The organism is Streptococcus infantis (assembly GCF_019929575.1).
GTDB lineage: Bacteria > Bacillota > Bacilli > Lactobacillales > Streptococcaceae > Streptococcus > Streptococcus infantis_L.
Genome location: NZ_JAHZPU010000088.1, coordinates 1 through 540 on the forward strand (window position 1 = coordinate 1; position 540 = coordinate 540).

The following is a 540-nucleotide window of genomic DNA, read 5'->3' on the forward strand; positions in this document are numbered from 1 at the left end:
TGGGCCACCCGCCGACGCCCGTGGGTCGATCGTCTGGCCAGCGCCTGGCTTATCCGGCGCTTTATTGACGACGAGGCGCGGTTCCTGTGGCTGGCCGCGCCCGAGACCTGTCCGGCGACGGCGGTCGGTTTTGATTTTGACGGGGCGCCGTTCAGCCACGTCGGCACGCGGGTGACCTTCGAAGTTCTGGTCCGGCGCTTTGCTCTGGAGGCCGCGATCCCCGACGCCCTGGGGCGGCTGATCCACTTCCTGGACGTCGGTGGGGAACCGACCCCGGAGGCGGCGGGGGTGGAAAGCATTCTGGCAGGGCTGCGGGAAACCATTACGGACGATGACCAACTGCTGGCGGCAGCCTGCTCGCTGTTCGACGGCTTACTGAAGTCCTGTGAAATGAGGTCTGGTAATCATGAGCAAAACGGTCGTTCTTCCGCAGAGTGACAGCCCTTCCGTCGTCGCTTCCGTCCCCTTCTGGCAGGCAATTCGCTTCTGGCTGAAGCTCGGCTTCATCAGCTTCGGCGGGCCTGCCGGGCAGATCGCCAT

General features: G+C 65.0%; 1 protein-coding gene. It reads left to right on the forward strand.

All coding sequences use genetic code 11. From position 1 onward, the window contains the following. On the forward strand, positions 1 to 438 hold a 438-nt coding region (locus K1I67_RS10130), incomplete at its 5' end, for a chromate resistance protein ChrB domain-containing protein (RefSeq protein WP_223339760.1). Positions 439 to 540: the final 102 nt, after the last annotated feature.